This is a genomic window from Kineococcus esterisolvens, from assembly GCF_050871405.1.
Lineage (GTDB): Bacteria > Actinomycetota > Actinomycetes > Actinomycetales > Kineococcaceae > Kineococcus.
This window is the reverse complement of sequence record NZ_JBJLRI010000156.1, coordinates 1-613: the sequence shown is the minus strand read 5'-3', so window position 1 is coordinate 613 and position 613 is coordinate 1. Positions and strand designations below refer to the sequence as shown.

Annotated in this window: 1 protein-coding gene; it reads right to left on the bottom strand. The window is 72.9% G+C overall.

Features of this window, described 5'->3' with window-relative positions:
- A partial coding sequence (locus ACRYR8_RS21210; RefSeq protein ID WP_432486246.1) for a peptidoglycan recognition protein family protein occupies positions 1-613 on the bottom strand: 613 nt, incomplete at both ends.

The window sequence follows — 613 nt, the reverse complement described above, 5'->3', positions numbered from 1 at the left end:
CCGCCGGAGCCCGTGATCTGGGCGACGCGGGTGCGGATGCTGTCCATCTTGGCGAAGCCGGCGTTGCCGGGGCAGGCGGTGTAGCCGACGTCGCGGTGGGCGTTGATGGTGCGCAGGGTGACGCTGGTGCCGGCCTTGTAGCGGGCGGTGCCGCCGCCGGCGGAGGTCAGGTGCGCGCTGCCCTTGGGGTCGACGCCGTGCAGGGACAGCTTCCAGGCGATGACCTGGGCGACGGATTCGAGGCAGGCGGCGGAGGGGGTGGTGTTGCTGTAGTCGCCCATCATGGACACGCCGAAGGTGTCGGTGTTGAAGCCGCCGGCGTGGGCGCCGACGACGGGGCGGGTGATGCCGCCGGCGCGGCCTTCCCAGATGCCGCCGAAGCGGTCGACGACGAAGTTGTAGCCGAGGTCGGCCCAGCCGAGGGTGACGGTGTGGTAGCGGTACATGCCGCGGATGACGGCGGGGACCTGGGCCTGGGTGTAGCTGCCGGGGTCGGCGGTGTGGTGGACGACGGCGGCCTTGATGGTGCTGGCGTAGGAGGCGGAGGACTTGCGCAGGGTCTCGTCGGCGCCCCAGGCCGCGCGGGAGCGGATCCCCGGCTGCGCCACCGCGC